This window comes from uncultured Legionella sp., assembly GCF_937871865.1.
Classification (GTDB): Bacteria; Pseudomonadota; Gammaproteobacteria; order Legionellales; family Legionellaceae; genus Legionella.
In genome coordinates, this window is record NZ_CALMPD010000126.1 from 1 (window position 1) to 15,087 (window position 15,087).

Genomic DNA, 15,087 nt, shown 5'->3' on the forward strand with positions numbered 1-15,087 from the left:
TATAAATGAAAATGGCAAAGTAGTTCGGACAGGAAGGGGGTCTGGTGGAAAAAGTTATTGCTCTGATATTCGCAGGGGATGTAAAACACCATCTGGTGTCTATCGCATCATAAGTAAAGGTGGTCCTGGTTGTAAATCAAGCCGTTATCCTCTTGGCGGAGGTGGTGCGCCGATGCCCTATTGTATGTTTTTTAGTAAGTATTACGCGGTACATGGCTCTTATGATGTACCTAATTACAATGCAAGTCATGGTTGTGTCAGGGTTAAGCCTAATGATGCTCAATGGTTAAGTAAGAATTTTATGAAAATTGGAACTAAAGTGGTTATCAAGCCTTATTAATTTTTATGCGGATGAGTCTGTAATAGAGCCATTCTCCATTGAAATTGGAGAATGGCTTTTAATTTATAGATCATCCTCATCATCCATGCTGAACGATGAGCCACATCCACAAGTAGTTTTTGCATTCGGGTTGCGAATAACAAATTGCTCGCCTTGAATTCCTTGAATATAATCAATTTCAGCATCATGCAGGTATTGATAGCTCATAGAATCAACCAGCAATTTGACAGACGATGTGCCGTCAGAACATTGTTGTTCTACTATCGTGTCATCATCATTGATTTGTTCGTCAAAACTAAACCCATATTGAAATCCAGAACATCCGCCACCAGTAATTGACACGCGTAAATTCAGATTGAAATTATCTTCCTCTTTAATTAACTCAGATACTTTATCCGCAGCATTTACGGAAAATATTATATCACTCGTAGCTGGAGATACATCAACTGCAGTCATTTTAAACTCCGGTTTGAACAGGGTGTTTTGACCCTGTTTGTTTTCTATAGTTACTGTCATTCCCTCTGAGCTGTTATTGGGATGACTGGGGAATTTTGTTCCTGTGTCTTATATTATAACCATTATCTGATTATTTGTTCTATTGTTGCACCACCGATACATTGGTTTTTATCATAAAAAACCACATATTGGCCAGGTGTAACTGCTCTTTGAGGACTTGAGAACATGACATAATGTTGATTATTATCAGGTGGTGAAATCATACATGCCTGTTCTGCTTGCCGATATCTTGTTTTGGCATAACAGGTTATGGGTAATTTACCCTGACAATCTGCCAGCCAGTGTATCGGTCCACAAATTAGCCCTTGTGCATAAAGCATCGGGTGCTGACTACCTTGAGCAATGTATAGTGTATTCGTAGCTACTTCTTTATCGACTACATACCAAGGTTCATCTGAAGAGTTTTGCATGCCCCCAATACCTAAACCTTGCCTCTGCCCCAAGGTATAAAACATTAAGCCATCATGCCTGCCAATAATTGTGCCGTCCATGTTTTTTATATCACCAGGTTTGGAAAGAATAAATTCTTTTAAAAAGGATTTAAATCGCTTTTCGCCTATGAAGCAAATTCCTGTAGAATCCTTTTTCGCATGTGTTACCAAGCCCAGTTCTTTTGCAAACTCTCTGATTTGTGATTTATTATAATCACCAATAGGAAATAATGTCTTTGCTAAAGCTTGAGGCTCTACTGCATGGAGAAAATAAGTTTGATCTTTTTCTCTATCCTTTGCTTTGTAGAGATAGCCTATATCACCGTCAATTTTATTTTTCGCATAATGCCCTGTGGCAATGAAATCAGCTCCAAGTTCCATAGCATGCTTTAAAAAGGCATTAAATTTGATTTCTTTATTGCACAATACGTCTGGATTTGGGGTTCTTCCTTTTTCATATTCACTTAAGAAATGGGCGAATACTCTATCCCAATATTCTCCTGAAAAATTGACACTATGAAGGGGGATACGTAATTGATTGCATACTGCTTGAGCATCTGCAAGATCTTGAGCCGCAGGACAAAACCCATCTGTATCATCTTGCTCCCAGTTTTTCATGAACAACCCTTCAACCTGATAACCTTGTTCTTTGAGTAACCATGCAGCTACAGAAGAATCAACTCCACCAGACATGCCTATAATAACTTTAGCTTTCATAAATATTGATACCGCATAATTATAAAAAATCCTGGGCTGTTAACAGTTCGTGCTAAAACTCCGATGCTGTGATGGTTTATCCAAGGCACTTAGCGGCTCCCGATATAAGGAGAAGGGTGTAGGTTTTAGGCTGAAATGGCAACAGACCATGCTGTTAGTTAATATTATCTCATAAAATACGATTTATATGGAGAAAAATAATGTAGTATAGCATTTAGTGGGATATTTTGTTTTTCAGCAATTACTCCTGTGCGGAGAAGGGCATATATGAGTGCTTTGATTAAGTAAGGAATTTTGTCTTCTTTGAATTCTACGGTTGTCTTGTAATCATGGATGTTAGATCTATATTAATAATCATTAGTATCTGGAAAAATGCATATTTTCCATTTAAAAAATTAGCGAATATTAGATAGATGTCTACTATTCTTTGTACTCAACTTATAGAAATGATAAAATCTCGTTTTTGATACATGAATAACTCGTAATATAACCAGATTGTTGATTCAATTGTCTCGTTGTAGGATAATAACCCTATTTGGATGTTTGATTAATGCTTCATTTACAAGAGATGGCCAAGCAAGGTCAGCACATACAGAATATAATAATAAATGAACGTGTGCCGAGCTTCATCACAGGTCCTTGCCAGTTAACGGTTACTTATCGTGTTGAGGCAGAGGATGATTTTTATTTAATTCATCTCCATACCGCAGGTAAGTTGAACCTGATATGTCAACGTTGCCTACAGGAGTTTGCTCATCCTTATGAAAATAATACTGTTATCGCTGTATGTCGGTCTGATGAGCGTGCTGAGCAAGTCCTTGAGTCATATGAAACCATCGTTTCCTCAAACTGGCAAGTAAATTTAACTGACTTGATTATCGATGAATTACATCTCTATGCGCCTCAATTTCATCCTGAAATTAAGGATTGTGATGACGAGATAAATGATATTTTAACAGGAAAAATTGATACTTATTGATATTTTGTTCAATTAATACTTGGATTGAAGTTAAAATATCGGTAATATTCCCGCTTTATGAATGCAAATTGTCTAGGAGTAATACAATGGCAGTACAACAAAACAAAAAATCACGTTCACGTCGTGATATGCGCCGTTCACACGATGCTTTAACAAAACCAACTCTTTCTGTTGATGCAACTACTGGCGAAACTCATCGTCGTCACCATATGACTGAAGACGGTTACTATCGTGGTAGAAAAATTATAGATACTGATTCATCTGCTGCGTACGAAGACCAAGAGTAATTATACTTGAATAATATTACCATTGCAGTTGATGCGATGGGTGGGGATCATGGCTTAAGTGTAGTGATTCCTGCCTGCGTTCGCGCAGCTAAAAAAAATCCTAATCTGAAGATCATACTTGTTGGCGTACAGGATAAGGTGAGTGCTTCATTAAAGAAATACGGTGCATTGTCGTCACCTCAGTTTTCTATAGTGCATGCATCTGAAATAGTTACTATGGATGACTTACCGTCTCATGCCTTGCGCAATAAAAAAGATTCTTCAATGCGTGTTGCTATTAACCTTGTAAAAGAGGGACGAGCGAATGCTTGCGTCAGTGCTGGTAATACTGGTGCTTTAATGGCTACCGCACGCTTTGTTTTAAAAACATTGCCAGGAATTGACCGGCCTGCCATCATTTCTGAATTGCCTACTATAAAAGGAAAAACCTGGGTTATTGATCTGGGTGCGAATGTTGATTCATGTGCAGAACATTTGTTCCAGTTTGCTGTCATGGGTTCTGCTTTAATTCAGGCTATTGAGAGAAAACCAAAACCTAAGATTGCTCTGCTTAATATTGGTGTAGAGGAAATTAAAGGGAATGATCAGGTTAAACGTACCGCTCACATGCTCGCTGAATGTTCTGTAATGAACTATGTCGGTTATGTTGAAGGCGATCATTTTTACTCTGGTGATGTCGATTTGGTTGTTTGTGATGGATTTGTCGGAAATGTAGCACTTAAGGCGAGTGAAGGACTGGCGAAACTCTTACTCACTCTAATGAAAGAATCATTCAGTCGAAACTGGTTAACCAAACTGGCTGGGCTTATTGCTTTGCCTGCTCTCAAGCATTTAAAAAATCGAATCGATCCTTCTCGTTATAATGGCGCCAGTATGCTTGGTTTAAATGGCATTGTCATTAAAAGCCATGGCGGAGCTAACGAATTAGGGTTTCAATACGCAATTGAACAAGCGGCCCTTGAAGCACAAAGTAATGTTGTAGATTTAGTTCGTGATCAAATAAATGATTTTATAAATCAGGGATTGTTGTTATGACTAATGCTGTAATTAGTGGCACTGGAAGTTATTCTCCAGAAAAGCAACTCACAAATGTTGAGCTTGAAAAAATACTTGATACTGATGATGAGTGGATAGTATCTCGTACCGGAATTAGTAGCCGCAGTATTGCCCAACCCCATGAAACCACGTCATTCATGGCTTCACGAGCAGCAGAGCAAGCACTAATTGCTTCTGGGCTTGATGCAAATGAAATAGATTTGATATTAGTTGCTACGTGTACTCCAGATTATTTTTTTCCAAGTGTCGCATGTCGTGTTCAACATGAGTTAAAAATTAAGAAACCAATTCCTGCTTTTGATGTAAGCGCTGCTTGTAGCGGGTTTGTTTATGCTATGGATATTGCCAAGCAATATGTTTCTTCTGGCACCGCTAAACATATTTTAGTGATTGGCGCAGAAAGCATGTCGAGGGCTGTCGATTGGGCGGATCGAGCTACCTGTATCTTATTTGGGGATGGAGCTGGAGCCGTCGTGCTGAGTGCCAGTGAGCGACAGGGGATTCTTGGCAGTGTATTACATTCATCATATGATTCAGAACAATTGCTCTCATTGCAAAATGCAACAGGTAATGAGCAACGCGCAACGATTAACATGCGCGGTAATGAAGTATTTAAAATCGCTGTTAATATTATGGGCGATGTTGTTGATGAGGTTCTTGCTTTAAGTAAACTGAATAAATCAGACATTAACTGGCTTATTCCACATCAGGCGAACATTCGCATTATTCAGGCTATAGCCAAAAAACTATCTCTTCCTATGTCGCAAGTCATAGTAACTATTGGTAATCAGGGCAATACTTCTGCCGCTTCCATACCATTAGCGTTAGATTATTCAATTAAAAACAATAGAGTTAAACGTGATGAGTTATTGTTAATTGAATCATTTGGCGGTGGAATGACTTGGGGCGCAATGGTTATTCGTTACTAATTAATTAAAAGGGTTACTTCTATATGGTTAACACTGCATTTGTATTTCCTGGGCAAGGATCACAATCTGTAGGGATGTTGTCAGATTTTTCACTTCAATATCCAATTATAACCGATCTTTTTGCGGAATCCTCAGAAGCTGTCGGATATGATCTATGGCATTTAATTCAGAATGGCCCCGAAGATAAATTAAATCAAACAGAACATACTCAAGTGGCCATGTTAACCTCCGATGTTGCCGTTTATAAACTATTAATGCAACAAGGAGTTCCTGCACCACAAATTATGGCTGGCCATAGTTTGGGAGAATATGCTGCACTGGTATGTGCCGATTCATTAAATTTGGCAGATGCAGCCCGATTAGTTGCACGAAGAGGTCAGGTTATGCAAAATGCCGTTCCAATGGGAACTGGCGCAATGGCTGCAATAGTTGGTTTAAGTGATGAGCAGGTTAGTGCTTTATGCAATGATGCCAGTACTGAAGACCAGAAAGTAACTCCCGCAAATTACAATGCAATTGGTCAGGTTGTTGTCGCAGGCCATATTGCCGCGGTAAATCGAATGATTGAATTGGCTGATGAAGCTGATGCGCGATTAGCGAAGATTATTCCGGTTAGTGTTCCTTGCCATTGTCCTCTGCTTTTTGATGCTGCTGAATTATTTGCAGAGAGTCTGGCAGCTGCGCCATTTAAAGCACCTTCTATTGATGTGGTGTCTAATGTTGACTTGAGTATTTATCGTTCTGCTGAGCATATTAAGGACCGATTAAAGGAACAGTTGTACAGTCCTGTGCGATGGGTTGAAACAATTCAGTTATTTAAAAGCTTGAATGTTGAATTAATCGTAGAGTGTGGACCTGGAAAAGTGTTAAGTGGATTAGCGAAAAGAATTGACCGAAGCTTAAGTGCTATCAGTGTTTATGACACAATTAACCTGGATCAGATTGTAGAGCAATTACATACCCCGACTTAAGAGGAAATTTGATGATAAATTTAGAAGGTAAAATTGCATTGGTTACTGGTGCCAGCCGTGGAATTGGACAGGCTATTGCACTTAAACTGGCACAATATGGTGCTTTTGTTTTTGCAACAGCAACGACTGAACAAGGTGCTGCAGCAATTGATAGTCTTTTTGAAAAAGAGAAACTATCTGGAAAAGGTATTGTTTTTGATGTTACTAATCAACAGCATATTGATGATTTAATGTCTATGTTGACTGACAGCAATCAGTGCCCCTCTATTTTAGTAAATAATGCTGGTATTACAGCCGATAATTTACTTCTGAGAATGGATGATGAAGAGTGGTTAAAGGTAATAAATACAAATCTTAACTCTATTTATAGAATGTCAAAAGCGTGCTTAAAACCTATGTTCAGAGCTCGTTGGGGACGAATAATTTCTGTAGGCTCTGTTGTTGGTGCAAGCGGTAATTCCGGCCAGGTTAATTATACTGCAGCGAAAGCTGGAGTCGTTGGTTTTTCCAAATCTTTAGCTCAGGAAATTGGCAGTAGAGGTATTACTGTTAATGTTGTTGCTCCTGGATTTATAGATACGGATATGACCACATCGTTACCTGATATGGTTAAGGACGAAATGTTAAAAAGAATTCCAATGCGCAAACTGGGACAAGCAGAAGACATTGCTGATGCCGTAGCATTTTTAGCATCAGACTGTGCTAAATATATCACAGGTGAAACAATTCATGTCAATGGTGGCATGTATATGAGTTAAATGCTCTTGCGTTATCTGTATAATTGAATAAACTATCCGACCAGTATTAAATATTATTTCTATCAACCGAAAGAGGAAAATTAAGTTATGAGTACAGTTGAAGACCGCGTCCGTAAAATTGTTGTTGAACAGTTAGGCGTTAAAGAGGAAGAATTAAAAAATGATGCGTCATTTGTTGACGATTTAGGTGCTGACTCTCTGGATACTGTGGAATTGGTAATGGCTTTGGAAGAAGAGTTTGAAACTGAAATCCCTGATGAAAAAGCAGAGAAGATCACTACGATTCAGGAAGCTATTGATTATATTGAATCTAATATGAATAAAGAAGAAGCCTAATTTTTTCGAGGAGCATTCATTGAATAAACGGCGTGTAGTAGTAACTGGCATGGGTATGCTTACTCCTGTTGGTCTTAATGTGCAAGAAACTTGGCAAAACATCCTGGCAGGAGTTAGTGGTGTGGGCATGGTAGAGGATTTTGATACCACAGAATACACAACTAAAATTTGGGCCAAGGTCAAGAATTTTAATATTGAGAACTATGTGCCTATCAAAGACGCTCGTAAAATGGATGTTTTTACGCAATATGGAGTTGCAGCAGCAGAAGAGGCCATGCTTGATTCTGGTTTGAAGATGGATGAAGCTTTATCTCGCCGCACGGGTGTTGCTGTAGGTGCAGGTATTGGTGGCATTCAAACGATTACAAATAATCAGGATAAGCTGGTTTCTGGCGGTCCACGTAAAGTGTCTCCATTTTTTATTCCAGCAGGCATAATTAACATGGTTGCTGGTCAGATATCTATTAAACATAATTTGAAAGGTCCCAATATTTCTGTGGTTACAGCCTGTACAACAGGGACACATAATATTGGACTTGCCGGACGAATGATTGCTTATGGTGATGCTGATGTAATGATTTGTGGTGGCGCTGAGATGACGACAACTCCACTTTGCCTCGCTGGTTTTTCTGCGGTACGTTCTTTATCCAAGCGAAATGATGAGCCTGAAAAGGCATCCAGACCTTGGGATAAAGACAGAGACGGATTTGTCATGGGTGAAGGGGCTGGTGTTCTTGTTCTTGAAGAATACGAGCATGCAAAAGCCCGTGGTGCAAAAATATATGCTGAATTAGCAGGATTTGGTATGTCTGGTGATGCTTATCACATTACAGCACCAGATGAAGATGCAGATGGTGCTTCGCGAGCGATGGAAGCTGCAATTAATGATGCTGGTATTAGTCCTCAGGAAGTCGACTATATTAATGCACATGGTACGTCAACTTATCTTAATGATTTGAATGAAACCAAAGCTATTAAACGAGTGTTTCAACAACATGCTTATGATTTAGCTGTAAGTTCGACTAAATCAATGACAGGGCATTTATTAGGAGCCGCTGGAGCAGTTGAAGCTATCATCAGTATATTGGCAATTAAAGATCAAATCGCACCACCTACTATCAATTTGGATAACCCTGATGAAGGCTGTGATTTAAATTATGTAGCGCATACACCACAAAAACGAACCATTAATTACGTTTTAAGTAATTCATTAGGTTTCGGTGGTACAAATGGCAGCCTGCTATTTAAGCGAATCTAAATGGGATCTTCTAGGCATAAAAAACTGGTAATTGTTTTTTTTATTTTGTTTTTTATGTCTTTTTTATTTATTTGCTGGAATATATACAGCATATTAAAAAAGCCACTTATAGCTCTTGGTGAGCCTCCTCAAATCATAAGTATTGATCGTTCAGCAACAGCACTTCATGTAGCACAACTATTAAAAAATAAACACTTAATTCAATCGACTCGACTTCTGTTATTATTAATACGTTTTGAGGGGTTATCTCACAAGATAAAAGCAGGGGTTTATCAAATAAATCCTGGCGAGTCTATAATGGCACTAATTCATCGAATTGTTGCAGGCGATGTGATTACTCTGAAATTTGCAATTATTGAAGGCACAACACAAAAAAAAGTGTCGCAGGATCTGATGAATGCAAAATATTTGAATTATCATCCTGATGATTGGTCATCAATAAAAGTAAATTATCCTAATGCTGAGGGCTTGTTACTTGCAGATACTTATCAATATCAAGGTGGAAGCAGTAGCAAAAAACTGTTAGAACAGGCGCATAAAAATTTGATGTCTTTTTTAAATGACAGCTGGTCGCATAGAGCCCCTAATTTACCTTATCGCAATGCATACGAGCTCCTTATTGCTGCATCCATAATAGAAAAAGAAACTGCTATTGCGGAGGAGAGAAAATTAATTTCAGGAGTGATTTTTAATCGGTTAAAAAAATCAATGCCTTTGCAAATGGATCCAACAGTTGTTTATGCTTTGGGGGATGACTATAAAGGAAAGCTCTCGCATAATGATCTATCGGTTAAATCACCTTATAATTCTTATTTGGTACGTGGTTTACCTCCCAGCCCCATTGCGATGGTCGGTAAGGATGCAATCGATGCAGCAGCGCATCCTCAATTATCCAAGTATCTGTATTTTGTTGCTAAAGGAGATGGTTCTCATCAATTTTCAGAAACATATGAACAGCAGAAACAGGCAATAAGACAATATCAACGAAAGGACTATTAATGTCATTATCAACTGGGAAATTAATAGTAATTGAAGGTTTGGAAGGTGCAGGTAAATCTACTGCAGTGAGCACTGTTATTGAGATGTTATCTCAGCATCAAATAGCAACAATGACTACACGTGAGCCAGGAGGCACTGCAATAGGTGAAGTTTTAAGAAATTTAATAAAAAGCCCTGAATACAGTGGGGTATTAGAAGATAAAACCGAGTTACTTTTGCTTTATGCTGCAAGAATTCAATTGATTGAGGAAGTCATAAAACCTACTTTACGTTCAGGTACCTGGGTAATTGCCGACCGCTTCGAGCTGTCCACTATAGCATATCAAGGCGGGGGAAGGGGAATGGATCTTCAAATGATAAAACATTTATCAACTTATTGTCTTGGTGATTTTAAACCAGATCTGACCTTGTACCTTGATATATCTCCAGAACAAGGGATGCAACGAGTAAAACAACGAGGTGCATTTGACCGAATAGAACAACAAGCGATTGATTTTTTTCATCGAGTTCATGGCGCCTATATGAGTCATGTAGAAGAGAATCCAGACGTTGTTACTATTGATGCAAGCCTTCCTTTAGATGATGTTCGTTTTGCGATACAAAATGCTGTAAATCGATTTATTGAGCACGTACGATGAATAATCATGAAGTGCAATGGAACAAACTTCAGTCTGCATTCATCAACCGACGTATTCCACAGTCCATGCTGTTTGTTGGACCGCTTCATTGCGGGATCGAGCACTTTGTTAAAAAAACAATGAAGCTGCTTCTGTGTAAAGCATCGGTTAATCCTCCTTGCATGGGCTGCCTGGATTGCCGGATGATTGAAGAAGTGGAGCATCCTGATATTGAATGGGTAAAGCCCGAAAAGAGTGGCGGTGCTATCAAAGTAGATCAAATAAGAGAATTACAACACACTGCATATTTAACGCCTCAACGTTCTATTTCTCGATTGATTATTATAGAAGCAGCTGATCGTATGAATAATGCCTCAGCAAATGCCTTGCTGAAAATATTGGAAGAGCCAGCTGAACACACAGTGTTCATTTTAATCGCTCAACAGTTAAGTACTGTATTGCCTACGGTATTGAGTCGTTGTCAAATAATAACTTTTTCTTCTACTGAAGATACTTCAAGCAATAATTTATTGGCTTTAGGTGAGCAATATCCCCAAGAATCGGATAGAGCCGTGCTTTTTAGTCAAGCAGAAGCCATTCTTGATGGATTGATTGCTGTGATTGAAGGCAAACAGCATCCTTGTTCTTTAGTTACACAATGGACTCAATTTGAACTAGGTAATTTGCTGTGGTTTTTATATTTGGTTTATTCTCAATTACAAAGCATGTATGTCATAACGAATGTTGTGACTGGTCCTGGAGCGATGCAGTTGAAACAATTATTACTCTTATTAAATCCAATTTTGATTTTTGAGCAGATTGATAAAATAAATACACTTTTAAGAAAAATAAGCCATAATATGAATGTAAATCATTCATTGGTTCTTGAGGACTTATTCTTTTCCTTAATGCCTGATAATGCACACGGATGAATGTTAAAACGGAGGGAGGATGGAAAACGTACAACTAATTAACTGTTCTTTCTCTAGTGAGGCCTCCTTATATTTAGCGTATATGCCATTTGTAAAAGGTGGAGGGCTATTTATACGTACTCATCACGTTTATTCTTTGGATCATTTGGTTGAGCTGTCTGTTAACTTAATTAGTGAGCCAGAGCCCTATTTGGTAAGTGGAAAAGTGGTTTGGATTACTCCGCGAGGTGCACAGGGAAATAAACCTTCTGGAATAGGGGTACAATTTACTGGTGAAAATAGCCGATATTTATGTAATAAAATAGAAACGTATTTAGCCGGAATGTTAAAGTCTACCCAAATGACGGATACTATTTAACTCTGTTCTTCATAGGTTATCTTTTTCTTCCAGAATGCATTACATCTGATGGTTATTAAATAATATCTCATGTATCAATTGCGACGAGGATCTAAACAGGTTGAGGTAGGAGGAAGATCCTCTCCTGGTTATTGAGATGTTACCTGTTTTACATCTAATTTATTTACGTTGAGGGTTCAAATGTTAGTTGATTCACATTGCCATTTAAATTCTATTGATTTAGCCGATTTCAACAATGATCTTAGCCAGGTTTTAGCTCAAGCTAAAAATAATGGGGTAGGGCATTTATTAACTGTCTGTGTGGAGTTAAGTGATTATCCTTTGTTGGAACGTATTGCAGCTGAAAATCCTAATATAAATATCTCCGCAGGAGTTCATCCTAATATCGAAATGGAAATACCTGTTACTAAGGAGATGCTCTGTGATTTAGCCAAAAATCCGTCATGCATCGCGATAGGAGAAACTGGTCTTGATTATTATCGTACGCTTACTGATGAAGCACAGGAGGTACAGCGAGAACGATTCAGACAACACATAAGAGCTGCGTTAATTACTTCAAAGCCTTTAATTATTCATACTCGTCAGGCAGCAGAGGATACACTTCTATTAATGGCAGAAGAAAATGCGCAGAATATTGGTGGGGTCATGCATTGTTTTGCCGAGGATATGGATATTGCCAGAAGAGCTATTGATTTGAATTTTTATATCTCGTTTTCCGGGATTGTTACATTTAAAAACGCCATTGCATTGCAAGAAGTGGCAAGACAAATTCCTTTGGAGAGAATGTTAATAGAGACTGATTCTCCTTATCTTGCCCCAGTACCTTTTAGAGGGAAGCAAAATCATCCCGCATTAGTTCGCCATGTAGCTGAGGCTATCGCTGAATTACGAGGAATGGATTTTAACGAAATTGCAGAAATTACAACTGATAATTTTTATAAGTGCTTTAAGATAGCGTGATCTGTGTAATATAAGTGGCAATAATTCAAATAAGGATAAATTTCTTTGGTTATTGATGTTATGGATTTTTCGTTTGTTTGAGCTAAAGAATATGAATTCCAGCAGATTCTAGTTTTCATTTATAGTACTTTTTGCCAGAGCTCATGGTATTTAGTACTATATAACTATTATTTTTTATATTTTATAGAGTGCCCCATGACGTTCTTCATAGGTTTAATGTCCGGTACCAGTATGGATGGAATTGATGCTGCCTTGGTTCATATGCCTTCCAATACACTTAAGTGCGGTATTACTAAAAAATACAGTGACGAATTAAAACAGCGAATAGATGATCTGATTAATGGCACGCATTTAAGCCTTGCTTCGATATGTCAGTTGAATACATTAATTGGCAAAGAGTTTGCTGGAGCGGTAAACGAGTTATTGCAAGAAGCAAATATTGATGCAAGGGAAATTAAGGCAATAGGAAGTCATGGCCAAACCGTTTGTCATGATACTAATTGCGCAATACCTTATACTTTGCAACTGGGGTGTGGGCATACTATTTCATCCTTAACTGGTATCACTGTTGTAGCGGATTTTCGTACCAGGGATTTGGTTAATGGTGGCCTGGGCGCCCCGTTTGCTCCACTTTATCATCAGGAATTATTTAATCATTGTGATTTGGATATTGCCTTAGTCAATATCGGTGGCATTTCCAATATATCGTTTATTTCGCCACAGCAACCTACTATTGGTTGGGATGTAGGGCCTGGGAATTGTTTAATGGATAGCTGGATTAACCGGCATCTTGGTAAAAGCTATGACGCGGGAGGAAATTGGGCTAAACAGGGTACTGTTATTTCAGACCTATTGGAACGATTATTAGCGGATCCTTTTTTCTCAATGCCAGCTCCCAAAAGCATAGGGAAAGAGTATTTTTCTCTTGACTGGCTGCAGTGTTATTTGCAAAAAGAATATATGCCAGAAGATATCCAAGCGTCCTTATTGGCTTTGACTGCACATTCAATTGCTTTCACTGTACAGAATCATCAGAACAAAATAAAGAGCTTATATTTATGTGGTGGAGGTACTCATAATACCCATTTATTGAATTCATTAACCCAATTATTACCTGGAATTGAAGTAGATAGTATTGCTAAAGCGGGCTCCAGTCCTGATTATTTGGAAGCGATGATGTTTGCGTGGTTGGCCGCGCAGACTATGGAATATAAACCGGTTAATTTAACTGCTATTACCGGTTCAAAAGACCCGGCAATATTGGGTGCAGTGTATCCTATAATAAAATCATATTGACAAAACAAATCACCTTGCGTTTAAATGGGCTATTCCCAACAGAGTGAATTTAAATTGAACGCACATTACACTATGAAATCAAAGGATGGAGCTGGGGAGAGTTTTGCAACAGCTTACTTTATATTTTTTCTGGCAGCATCATTTTACTTGTATGAATTTATCTTACAGGTAGCTCCTAGCGTTATGGCCGAGTCCATGATGAAAACCTTTGGAGTTACTGGTCAAGGTTTTGGTGTTATTTCTGCATTTTATTTTTATGCCTATGCACCCTCGCAGATTCCTGCTGGTGTCTTGTATGATCGTTATGGGCCGCGGAAGTTGATGACCTTTGCAATTATCTTATGTGCTACTGGCTCTGCATTTTTTGCATCGACTGATAGTGTGTTTACTGCCTGCGCAGGTCGTTTTTTAATCGGAATTGGTTCTGCTTTTTCCTTTATTGGGGTGTTGGTACTTATTTCCCGTTGGTTCCCTCCTTATTATTTTGCAATTTTAGCCGGTATCGCTCAATTGATGAGTTCTGTCGGTGCGATATTTGGTGAGATGCCACTAGCAGCATTAATTTCTCATGTGGGATGGCGGAATGCCAGTTTTATATTGGCTGCAATTGGCTTTATCCTGGCTGGATTTTTTTGGGTATTTATCCGTGATTACCCTCATCAACAAAATCAAACCATTCCCAATCATTATCTTAGAGATGAATGGAAGCGCCTTGTTGCTGTGTGTAAACATGCGCATACCTGGATTATTGGTAGTTATGCATTTGCTATCTGGACGCCGATTGCAGTATTTGCCGCACTTTGGGGCGTGCCATTTTTACAGGAAAAATATCAGATATCTGTCGTTGCAGCCTCTGGTTTATGCAGCATGATTTGGATAGGGATAGGGGTTGGCAGTCCTTTACTTGGCTGGGTGAGTGATCGAATTGAAAGTCGGCGCATTGCGTTAATCATCAGCGCTGTTCTAGGATTATCCGCTACTCTGATCTTACTTTATTATCCTTCATTATCTTATGGGTGGTCTTATGTCATTTTATTTGTACTTGGTCTTGGTGCAGGAGGACAGACTGTAAGTTTTGCTGTAGTTAAGGAAAATAATACTTCTGAGCTTGTTGGTACAGCTTCAGGTTTTAATAATTTGTCTGTTCTAATCGGTGGGGCTATATTCCAACCTTTAGTTGGTTACATGTTAGAGCATTCTGGCTCAGGACGTATTATTGACGGAGTTCAGGTATATAGTATTGCTGGTTATCAAACTGCATTGCTGGTTATGCCGGTCTGCTTCCTGGCGAGTCTACTTATTGCTACATTCTTGATTAAAGAATCACATCCAGCGCATCATCAATAA

The 15,087-nt window shown here is 38.6% G+C and carries 18 protein-coding genes; 16 read left to right on the forward strand and 2 right to left on the reverse strand.

All coding sequences use genetic code 11. The features are described from left to right. On the forward strand, window positions 1-340 hold a 340-nt coding region (locus Q0495_RS06750; protein ID WP_298624314.1), incomplete at its 5' end, for a L,D-transpeptidase. Between the two features lie 63 nt (window positions 341-403). On the opposite strand, the gene erpA is transcribed toward Q0495_RS06750, so the two are convergent. Then, window positions 404-796, reverse strand: coding sequence for an iron-sulfur cluster insertion protein ErpA (erpA, locus tag Q0495_RS06755; RefSeq protein WP_298624316.1), 393 nt, complete (start codon window positions 794-796; stop codon window positions 404-406). A 122-nt stretch (window positions 797-918) separates the two neighbouring features. Then, a complete protein-coding gene (gene mnmA, locus Q0495_RS06760; RefSeq protein ID WP_298624318.1) occupies window positions 919-2,004 on the reverse strand; it encodes a tRNA 2-thiouridine(34) synthase MnmA in 1,086 nt (361 codons plus the stop codon). 550 nt (window positions 2,005-2,554) lie between these two features. On the opposite strand from mnmA, the gene Q0495_RS06765 reads away from it, so the two are divergent. The 15 genes from Q0495_RS06765 to Q0495_RS06835 all read left to right on the forward strand — a co-directional run bounded on the left by Q0495_RS06765 (window position 2,555) and on the right by Q0495_RS06835 (window position 15,087). After that, complete coding sequence (locus tag Q0495_RS06765; protein WP_298624320.1) at window positions 2,555-2,983, forward strand: YceD family protein; 429 nt, start codon at window positions 2,555-2,557, stop codon at window positions 2,981-2,983. Window positions 2,984-3,069: 86 nt separating this feature from the next. Then, complete coding sequence (rpmF, locus tag Q0495_RS06770; RefSeq protein ID WP_298624372.1) at window positions 3,070-3,270, forward strand: 50S ribosomal protein L32; 201 nt, start codon at window positions 3,070-3,072, stop codon at window positions 3,268-3,270. 6 nt (window positions 3,271-3,276) lie between these two features. Then, complete coding sequence (gene plsX, locus Q0495_RS06775) at window positions 3,277-4,305, forward strand: phosphate acyltransferase PlsX (protein WP_298624322.1); 1,029 nt, start codon at window positions 3,277-3,279, stop codon at window positions 4,303-4,305. Continuing rightward, window positions 4,302-5,255 carry a beta-ketoacyl-ACP synthase III gene (locus Q0495_RS06780; RefSeq protein ID WP_298624324.1) on the forward strand — a complete coding sequence of 318 codons (954 nt, stop codon included), beginning with the start codon at window positions 4,302-4,304 and terminating at the stop codon, window positions 5,253-5,255. The genes plsX and Q0495_RS06780 overlap by 4 nt, the downstream gene beginning before the upstream one ends. 23 nt (window positions 5,256-5,278) lie before the next feature. After that, window positions 5,279-6,226, forward strand: coding sequence for an ACP S-malonyltransferase (fabD, locus tag Q0495_RS06785; RefSeq protein WP_298624326.1), 948 nt, complete (start codon window positions 5,279-5,281; stop codon window positions 6,224-6,226). An 11-nt stretch (window positions 6,227-6,237) separates the two neighbouring features. After that, the gene (gene fabG / locus Q0495_RS06790) at window positions 6,238-6,984 is read left to right on the forward strand and encodes a 3-oxoacyl-ACP reductase FabG (RefSeq protein WP_298624328.1); all 747 of its coding nucleotides are present in this window, start codon (window positions 6,238-6,240) and stop codon (window positions 6,982-6,984) included. Between the two features lie 87 nt (window positions 6,985-7,071). Beyond that, window positions 7,072-7,320 carry an acyl carrier protein gene (gene acpP, locus Q0495_RS06795; RefSeq protein ID WP_045095368.1) on the forward strand — a complete coding sequence of 83 codons (249 nt, stop codon included), beginning with the start codon at window positions 7,072-7,074 and terminating at the stop codon, window positions 7,318-7,320. A gap of 19 nt (window positions 7,321-7,339) precedes the next feature. After that, window positions 7,340-8,578: a beta-ketoacyl-ACP synthase II gene (gene fabF, locus Q0495_RS06800; RefSeq protein WP_298624332.1), complete on the forward strand. Its 1,239-nt coding sequence runs from the start codon at window positions 7,340-7,342 to the stop codon at window positions 8,576-8,578. Continuing rightward, complete coding sequence (gene mltG / locus Q0495_RS06805; protein WP_298624334.1) at window positions 8,579-9,577, forward strand: endolytic transglycosylase MltG; 999 nt, start codon at window positions 8,579-8,581, stop codon at window positions 9,575-9,577. It abuts the gene before it with no gap. Next, entirely contained in the window at window positions 9,577-10,215 is a 639-nt protein-coding gene (tmk, locus tag Q0495_RS06810; RefSeq protein WP_298624336.1) for a dTMP kinase, read from the forward strand. Before mltG ends, tmk begins: the two co-directional genes overlap by 1 nt. Continuing rightward, window positions 10,212-11,126 carry a DNA polymerase III subunit delta' gene (locus Q0495_RS06815; RefSeq protein ID WP_298624338.1) on the forward strand — a complete coding sequence of 305 codons (915 nt, stop codon included), beginning with the start codon at window positions 10,212-10,214 and terminating at the stop codon, window positions 11,124-11,126. The genes tmk and Q0495_RS06815 overlap by 4 nt, the downstream gene beginning before the upstream one ends. A gap of 19 nt (window positions 11,127-11,145) precedes the next feature. Next, window positions 11,146-11,484, forward strand: a complete 339-nt coding sequence (locus tag Q0495_RS06820; protein ID WP_298624340.1) for a PilZ domain-containing protein — start codon at window positions 11,146-11,148, stop codon at window positions 11,482-11,484. Between the two features lie 180 nt (window positions 11,485-11,664). Continuing rightward, window positions 11,665-12,444, forward strand: a complete 780-nt coding sequence (locus tag Q0495_RS06825; RefSeq protein ID WP_298624342.1) for a TatD family hydrolase — start codon at window positions 11,665-11,667, stop codon at window positions 12,442-12,444. 195 nt (window positions 12,445-12,639) lie between these two features. Then, window positions 12,640-13,740 carry an anhydro-N-acetylmuramic acid kinase gene (locus Q0495_RS06830; RefSeq protein ID WP_298624344.1) on the forward strand — a complete coding sequence of 367 codons (1,101 nt, stop codon included), beginning with the start codon at window positions 12,640-12,642 and terminating at the stop codon, window positions 13,738-13,740. 72 nt (window positions 13,741-13,812) lie between these two features. Continuing rightward, complete coding sequence (locus Q0495_RS06835) at window positions 13,813-15,087, forward strand: MFS transporter (protein ID WP_298624346.1); 1,275 nt, start codon at window positions 13,813-13,815, stop codon at window positions 15,085-15,087.

Bases quoted from the DNA above. Each gene is read 5' to 3' on its own strand.
- erpA (WP_298624316.1), bottom strand. From the start codon at position 796: ATGACTGCAGTTGATGTATCTCCAGCTACGAGTGATATAATATTTTCC.
- mnmA (WP_298624318.1), bottom strand. From the start codon at position 2,004: ATGAAAGCTAAAGTTATTATAGGCATGTCTGGTGGAGTTGATTCTTCT.
- Q0495_RS06765 (WP_298624320.1), top strand. From the start codon at position 2,555: ATGCTTCATTTACAAGAGATGGCCAAGCAAGGTCAGCACATACAGAAT.
- rpmF (WP_298624372.1), top strand. From the start codon at position 3,070: ATGGCAGTACAACAAAACAAAAAATCACGTTCACGTCGTGATATGCGC.
- Q0495_RS06780 (WP_298624324.1), top strand. From the start codon at position 4,302: ATGACTAATGCTGTAATTAGTGGCACTGGAAGTTATTCTCCAGAAAAG.
- fabD (WP_298624326.1), top strand. From the start codon at position 5,279: ATGGTTAACACTGCATTTGTATTTCCTGGGCAAGGATCACAATCTGTA.
- fabG (WP_298624328.1), top strand. From the start codon at position 6,238: ATGATAAATTTAGAAGGTAAAATTGCATTGGTTACTGGTGCCAGCCGT.
- acpP (WP_045095368.1), top strand. From the start codon at position 7,072: ATGAGTACAGTTGAAGACCGCGTCCGTAAAATTGTTGTTGAACAGTTA.
- mltG (WP_298624334.1), top strand. From the start codon at position 8,579: ATGGGATCTTCTAGGCATAAAAAACTGGTAATTGTTTTTTTTATTTTG.
- tmk (WP_298624336.1), top strand. From the start codon at position 9,577: ATGTCATTATCAACTGGGAAATTAATAGTAATTGAAGGTTTGGAAGGT.
- Q0495_RS06815 (WP_298624338.1), top strand. From the start codon at position 10,212: ATGAATAATCATGAAGTGCAATGGAACAAACTTCAGTCTGCATTCATC.
- Q0495_RS06820 (WP_298624340.1), top strand. From the start codon at position 11,146: ATGGAAAACGTACAACTAATTAACTGTTCTTTCTCTAGTGAGGCCTCC.
- Q0495_RS06825 (WP_298624342.1), top strand. From the start codon at position 11,665: ATGTTAGTTGATTCACATTGCCATTTAAATTCTATTGATTTAGCCGAT.
- Q0495_RS06830 (WP_298624344.1), top strand. From the start codon at position 12,640: ATGACGTTCTTCATAGGTTTAATGTCCGGTACCAGTATGGATGGAATT.
- Q0495_RS06835 (WP_298624346.1), top strand. From the start codon at position 13,813: ATGAAATCAAAGGATGGAGCTGGGGAGAGTTTTGCAACAGCTTACTTT.